Below are 6988 nucleotides of genomic sequence, written 5' to 3' on the forward strand. Positions count from 1 at the left end.
ATGCAAATCATGCTTTGTGCTATTTCAAATATAGCGAGTGGAAATTGTTCAGAAGACTGTAAATACTGTACCCAAAGTGCCCATGTAAAAACAGATATTCAAAAATATCGTCGTAAAGAACTTTCACAAATCGTTTTAGAAGCAAAAATGGCAAAGAAAAATGAAGCCTTGGGTTTTTGTTTGGTTACAGCAGGACTTGGGCTTGATGATGAAAAGCTTGAGTATGTTTGCGAAGCTGCTAAGGCCGTGCAAAAAGAAGTGCCTAACTTGCTTTTAATTGCCTGTAATGGCATGGCAAGCGTGGAACAACTCAAAGAACTTAAAAAAGCAGGAATTTTTTCTTATAATCACAATCTTGAAACTTCTAAGGAATTTTTTCCACAAATTTGCACCACGCATACTTGGGAAAGTAGATTTCAAACCAATTTAAACGCTAAAGAAGCAGGGCTTATGCTTTGTTGTGGTGGAATCTATGGTATGGGTGAGAGTGAAGAAGATAGGCTAAGTTTTAGAAAATCTTTGCAAGAATTACAGCCTTTTTCAACGCCTATTAATTTTTTTATAGCAAATGAAAATTTAAAACTACAAGTTCCAAGACTGAGTGCCGATGAAGCCTTAAAAATTGTTCGTGATACCAAAGAGGCTTTACCGCAAAGCGTGGTAATGGTAGCAGGTGGGCGTGAAGTGGTATTACGAGAAAGACAATATGAAATTTTTCAAGCAGGTGCTGGGGCTATTGTTATAGGGGATTATTTAACCACTAAAGGTGAAGAACCAAGTCAAGATATAATAAAATTAAAAGAAATGGGATTTACTTTTGCATCAGAGTGTCATTGATCTGCAAGGTTTAATTGATTTAAAAATTCTTATTGTTATAGCTTTATGCTTACTTTTTTCTCCGCATATTGCAAAAATTTTACGCTTGCCTCTTTCAGCTACTGAAATTATTTTAGGGGCGATAATAGCGTATTTTGGCTTCATAGGAAAAAGTGAAAATTTTGCACTTTTGGCAAATGTAGGTTTTTATTATCTAATGTTTATAGCAGGCATGGAGGTAAATTTAAGAGCCTTCTTTAATATGGATAAAGAAGTTGTCAAAAAAAGTTTTTTTTATATTTTTTTACTTTATGCTTTATCTTCTTTTATAGTATGGATTTTTGGACTTTCTTTAGTATTTGTTATCATTATACCTGTGATGAGTGTAGGGCTTTTATCTTTACTTTTTAAGGATTTTGGAAAAGAGTGTTACTGGTTAAATATTGCTATGATAGTAGCTACTTTAGCTGAGGTGATTTCTATTGTGCTTTTGACTATAGCGGGAGCTTTTTTACGAGAAGGAACAGGTATTATTGATGTAGCACAAAGTATTTTATATCTTAATATCTTTTTGGGACTTTGTTTGCTTGGGTTTAAAATGCTTGGTGTGCTTTTTTGGTGGTATCCTCAGCTTAAAGTTGTGCTTATGCCATGGGAAGATAAAAATGAAAAAGATGTAAGATTTTGTATGGCGATTTTTATACTGATCATTGTTGCTATGGTTATTACAAAACTTGAAATCGTTCTTGGTTCTTTTATAGCAGGTTCATTTATAGCTACTTTTTTTGATCATAAAAAAGATCTTGAGCACAAGCTTTCTACTTTTGGACACGGGTTTTTGATCCCTATTTTTTTTATCCATATAGGTTCAACCTTTGATCTTAAAATGATTTTAGATTATAAAATCGTTTTACAAGCATTTTTGCTTATGTTTGTTATGGTGGGTTTAAGAATTTTATGTGCAAGTGTTTTTTTAAAAAGAATTGGTTTTAAAAATATGATTTTATTTGGTCTTAGTCATTCTATGCCTTTAACCTTGCTTATAGCAACAGCTACTTTGGGTTATTCGGGCAAGGTTATTGATGAGAAGCTTTATTCAGCGCTTATTTTAACAGCATTATTTGAGGCTATTATTGTTATGAGTATGATTAAATTTCTTTCTAATTCTAAAAAATGAAAGTTACTTTTTTACTCAAAAAAACAAACAAAATCTTAAAAATTTAATAATAAAAAAACTCATAATCGTCCTTTTTTGTTAGAATTAATAAAAGTAACAATAAAAGGAGCGAAAATGTCAAATTCCGTTACTATAACTGATAATAGAAATGGAAAAAGCTATGAATTTCCTATATATGATGGTACAACTGGACCAAGCGTTGTAGATATGTCAAGTTTTTATAAACAAACAGGAATGTTTTCTTATGATGAGGGCTTGACTTCTACGGCTACTTGTAAATCAAAAATCACTTATATTGATGGAGAAAACGGAATTTTAATGCACCGTGGCTATCCTATAGAGTGGCTTGCTGAAAACAAACTTTATTTAGATGTGGTTCATCTTTTACTTTATAAAGAATTACCTGATGCTACGCGTCTTGAAGCGTTTCGTTATGAAATGAAAAAGCGTTCTTTTATCCATGAAGGTATGCATCGTCTTTTTGATTCTTTCCCTGATAATGCTCATCCTATGGCAGTTTTACAAGGTGCTGTTTCATCGCTTAGTGCTTTTTATCCTGATCATTTAAACATGAACGTAAAAGAAGAATATATGGAAATGGCAGCTAGAATAGTGGCTAAAATCCCTACTATAGTCGCCACCGCTTATAGATATAAACATGGCTTTCCTATGGCTTATCCAAATTTAGATCGTGGTTTTACAGAAAATTTCTTATATATGTTAAGAACTTATCCTTACGATCATGTAGAGCTTAAACCTATAGAAGTAAAAGCACTTGATACAGTTTTTATGCTTCATGCAGATCATGAGCAAAATGCTTCAACTTCAACGGTTCGTGCTGTGGGTTCAACTCATGCTCATCCTTATGCCTGTATAGCAGCAGGTATTGGTGCACTTTGGGGTCATGCACATGGTGGAGCTAATGAAGGTGTTATTAGAATGCTTGAGCAAATAGGTAGTGTTGATAGGGTAGATGAATTCATCAAAAGGGCTAAGGATAAAAACGATCCTTTCCGTTTGATGGGCTTTGGGCATAGGGTTTATAAAAATTTTGATCCTAGAGCAAAAGTACTTAAAAAACTTCGTGATCAACTTATTGATGAGTTGGGTATTGATACCAATCTTATTAAAGTAGCAACGCGTATAGAAGAGATTGCTTTAAATGATGATTATTTTGTACAAAGAGGGCTATATCCGAATGTTGATTTTCATAGCGGACTTATTTTAAAAGCCTTAGGTATTCCAAATGAAATGTTTGCCACTTTATTTGTTATAGGACGCACCCCAGGATGGATAGCTCAGTGGATAGAACAAAAAGAGCAAGAAAGTCTTAAAATAGTCCGTCCAAGACAACTTTATTTGGGTGAAACTAGTAAAATTTAATTAAAAATTTTTGTGGAAATTAAAAATTCCACAAAATCTTCTTGTATAATTTTAAAAAATCTTATAGAAAGTCTTATAATCATGCTTAATCTTGATAAATTTTTAGAAATTGCTATAAATGCTAGCAATCAAGCTTCTAAAGCTATTTTAAAAGAGAGAAAAAATTTTAAAACTTGGGAAAAAGAAGATAAAAGCCCACTTACATCAGCAGATCTTGCTTCTAATAAAATTTTAAATGATATTTTAGGTTCTACGGATATTAAAATTTTATCAGAAGAAAAATTACTCAGCAAAGAAGAATGTGAAGAATTAAAAACTTTTTGGCTTATTGATCCTCTTGATGGAACAAGTGGTTTTTTAAAAGGCAGTGATGAATTTTGCGTTATGGTAAGTTTGGTTCATGATAATCGCCCTGTTTTATCGCTTATACAAAATCCATCAAAAGGTGATATATTCTATGCTCATGCAAAAACTAAGGTTTATAAAAACGATAAACCTTTGCAAATTGACCAGCAAGAATACGAGAAAAATAAATATAAAGCCTTATTGAGTGTTAATCATCTTAGCAAAGAAGATGAAGACTTTGCAAAAGAGCATCAATTAGAAGCTATTAATATAGGCTCTGGATTAAAATTTTGTGCTATTTTAGAGGCTAAGGCAGGAGTTTATAAAAGATTTGAAAAGCTTAATATTTGGGATATTGTAGCAGGAGATTTTTTGATTAATCAAAATGGAGGATTTATGGGAGATTTTTCTAAAAAATACATTTTATATAACCCTTTAAATTATAAATCCAGTCCTTTTATTTGTGTTTCATCTATGAATTTTTTACAAGATTTTTTATAAAATAAAGAGTATAATTTTATATTTAAATAATTTACAAGGATGAAAATGAGGTATTGTTTCATTTTGTTTTTAAGTTTAGTTTTAAGTTCTAATCTTTTGGCAAATAATTTTTCTCAGAAAAAAGTTATTAAAATTGAAAAAAGCGCAGATAGTTTTGAGCTAATAGATCTAAATCAAAATGTTGCAAATCCAAATCTAAATCAACAAAAAGCATTGTTTGATAGTTCTACTTTGATTGAAAAAAAATCACAAATCAGCAAAGATAAAGATATTGATTTTGCTATTGTATTAACTTTTAGGAAAAATTTCGGTTATTTTTTAGATGGTTTTAGGGTGAGTGATAAGGAGTTTTCTACATTATTTGCTAAAAATTTGATTCAAAGTTTAAAACTTAATTGGGTTAATTCTGCTGCAAATGGTATTTATCAAAGTTCTAAAACTTTGTCGCATTTTAGTCCTAAAGATGCAAAACTTATAAATGTAAGTCCTTTTTTAACACAAGAAAAAGACAAGGCTAAAATGTATGCTAAATTTACAGATTATGTTGTGGTGGTAAATTTGCAAGATTTTTATGTAAATATTACAAATTATTTTATCACAACGAGTAAGGAAGGTGTGGCTAGTATTAATTTTAAAATCATTTCTACAAGTAATGGAAAAATTCTTGCAGCAAAAAATGCAAAATTAAATTTGACATTAAAAGGTCAAGATGCAAAGCAAAATTATCAAGATATTATAAACCAAATGCCAAAAATGCTAGCTGATGTTATCAAAAACCAAATTTTCCACCTAAAGCTCTTAAACTAAGCTTTAGTTTAAGATTTCTTTAATCAGTTTTTGCAAATTCCTTTTTGTTTCTTCTTGTTCTTTTATGATAAAACATTTTGCTTTTGGCCAAAAATAACTTTTAGGATTTTCAAATTTTCCCCAACGCCAATCAAACCTAGGATGTAAAAGAACTATAGTAGGAAGATCCATAGCTAAACTTAAATGCGCTATAGCACTATCAATACTAAGCATACAGTCAATATCATATAAATAATTTAGAGTATCATTCCAATTTTTTATAAGCTTGCTTCTATCTTCTATTACCTTAGGTAATTCTTCTTTTAATTGCATTTGAAAAGAAATGATTTCATAATCTAAGTCTTTTAATATATCAAATAAAAATTCAAATTTTACATTTCTTAATAAATCAGAATTTTCAGCATTAGGAGTAGAGTAAAAAATACCAAGTTTTTTTCTTTTATTATGCGGTTTTTTTTGTGGCAATATAGGTGTTTTTAATCGTGTAATCTCATCAAGCTTAATATCAATAAAAAAAGGCAAAGAACAAATAGGAATAGCATAATCAAAATTTGTAGGTAGATTTTTTAAAACCTTTACATTTTTAAAAATATCATCATTTTGATTTAAAAATTTGATTTGATTTTTAAACATTTCATACATGGCACTTTGAGGAGCAAATAAAACCTTTGAAGCGATTTTGCAAAGTTTTTCTAAGCATCTTGCATACATTATAGTATCGCCAAAGCCTTGCTCGCAAAATACTAAAACTTCTTTATTTTTAAAAGCATCAACGCCAAATTTATTAAAAGCTTTTAGGCTTTCATTATAATGATAAGTAGAAAAAGTTTCATTATGAGCATAAAATAATCTGCTTTCATAATATTTCTTGCCCTCTTCAAAATTATCATCCACTCCCATACGCATCAAAAGATAAGCCAAATCAAATTGATAGGTTGCATGAGAATCCAAGCTAAGACATTTTTTATAAGCATGATAAGCTTCTTGATAGTTTGAGTTAAATTCTAATACCTTAGCATAGTTTTGCCAAAACTGTGCATGGTGTTGATTGGCTTCTTGTAGTGATTGAAAAAGTTCTAAAGAATCAGATATTCTAAAAAGCTTAAAAAGCAAGTATGCTTTTTGGGGTAAAATTTGATGAGTTAAAAAATCTTCTATTTTAGAAATGGTAAGATTTTCTTTGGTTTTACTGTGAAGCCTATCTTCGAGTTTGACTAAATTAAGATTGGTTTGTTCAGCAATGATTCCTTTTTGTAGTTTATCAATCAAATCTTGCATAAAATGACACAAGTGCTCATGTGCATTTAATGCCTTCGTAAAATCATGTTTAAAATAAATTTCTGCATAATTTTTCCATAGATTAAGATTATACATATCTTTAGAAAGTAATTCTTTGAAAATTTGTTCAGATTCTTCTAGTTTATTACTCAGTTTATAAATAAAAGCCAATTCTAACTTAAGTTCATCTTCTAAATCATCTTTGCGAGTTAAAAGTGTTTGTAATAAATTCAAGGCTTCATCAAGTCTTAAATTTTCAATATAGCTTTTAGCAAGCATAAGACCATTAAAACTTGTAGGATTTAAAGAAAAAAGCTCTTGAGCATAATATAAAGCTTTTTGAAAAAGAGAAAGTTTATAAGAAGAAAGCATAGCAAATTCTAAAGCAAATTTTGGACTTTCTTTTAAAAATTGCTCACTCAAGTTTAAACATTTTTCATAATTAGCATTAAAATAATAATAATGAATTTTATCAAACATATTTTTCCTTGATGGTTACATTAAATCCAATATTATCTTATAAGTTGCATAAAAAGATAATTATATTTTTATAAAATTAAATAATAAAACAAAAATAAATACAATAAAAACATCCATCCTAATAATTTTAAAATTATTAGGATGAAATTTTTAACAAGTAGGAGAGTAAACTAATTAAACTAAGTATGATCTTTTATAAGA

6 protein-coding genes are annotated in these 6988 nt (G+C 29.5%); 5 read left to right on the forward strand and 1 reads right to left on the reverse strand.

Annotated elements, in window-relative coordinates; translation table 11 throughout:
- The 5 genes from AJ936_RS00485 (at window position 1) to AJ936_RS00505 (ending at window position 5029) form a co-directional block, all read left to right on the forward strand.
- The gene (locus AJ936_RS00485; protein ID WP_002855968.1) at window positions 1–837 is read left to right on the forward strand and encodes a biotin synthase; all 837 of its coding nucleotides are present in this window, start codon (window positions 1–3) and stop codon (window positions 835–837) included.
- Entirely contained in the window at window positions 818–1993 is a 1176-nt protein-coding gene (locus AJ936_RS00490; protein ID WP_070273944.1) for a cation:proton antiporter, read from the forward strand. Before AJ936_RS00485 ends, AJ936_RS00490 begins: the two co-directional genes overlap by 20 nt.
- A 114-nt stretch (window positions 1994–2107) precedes the next feature.
- On the forward strand, window positions 2108–3376 hold the full coding sequence (locus AJ936_RS00495) for a citrate synthase (RefSeq protein ID WP_070240235.1): 1269 nt from the start codon (window positions 2108–2110) through the stop codon (window positions 3374–3376).
- Between the two features lie 81 nt (window positions 3377–3457).
- The gene (locus tag AJ936_RS00500) at window positions 3458–4222 is read left to right on the forward strand and encodes a 3'(2'),5'-bisphosphate nucleotidase CysQ (protein WP_070240283.1); all 765 of its coding nucleotides are present in this window, start codon (window positions 3458–3460) and stop codon (window positions 4220–4222) included.
- Between the two features lie 39 nt (window positions 4223–4261).
- Complete coding sequence (locus tag AJ936_RS00505) at window positions 4262–5029, forward strand: hypothetical protein (RefSeq protein ID WP_079860884.1); 768 nt, start codon at window positions 4262–4264, stop codon at window positions 5027–5029.
- 3 nt (window positions 5030–5032) lie between these two features.
- Here AJ936_RS00505 and AJ936_RS00510 read toward each other — a convergent pair whose 3' ends face one another.
- Window positions 5033–6787 (reverse strand): lipopolysaccharide assembly protein LapB, encoded by a 1755-nt coding sequence (locus AJ936_RS00510; RefSeq protein WP_070273945.1) that lies wholly within the window; start codon window positions 6785–6787, stop codon window positions 5033–5035.
- Window positions 6788–6988: the final 201 nt, after the last annotated feature.

This window comes from Campylobacter sp. BCW_6877 (genome assembly GCF_001762445.1).
GTDB lineage: Bacteria > Campylobacterota > Campylobacteria > Campylobacterales > Campylobacteraceae > Campylobacter_D > Campylobacter_D jejuni.

Excerpts from the sequence above, each read along its gene's own strand:
- AJ936_RS00485 (WP_002855968.1), top strand. The coding sequence starts at position 1 with ATGCAAATCATGCTTTGTGCTATTTCAAATATAGCGAGTGGAAATTGT.
- AJ936_RS00495 (WP_070240235.1), top strand. The coding sequence starts at position 2,108 with ATGTCAAATTCCGTTACTATAACTGATAATAGAAATGGAAAAAGCTAT.
- AJ936_RS00500 (WP_070240283.1), top strand. The coding sequence starts at position 3,458 with ATGCTTAATCTTGATAAATTTTTAGAAATTGCTATAAATGCTAGCAAT.
- AJ936_RS00505 (WP_079860884.1), top strand. The coding sequence starts at position 4,262 with ATGAAAATGAGGTATTGTTTCATTTTGTTTTTAAGTTTAGTTTTAAGT.
- AJ936_RS00510 (WP_070273945.1), bottom strand. The coding sequence starts at position 6,787 with ATGTTTGATAAAATTCATTATTATTATTTTAATGCTAATTATGAAAAA.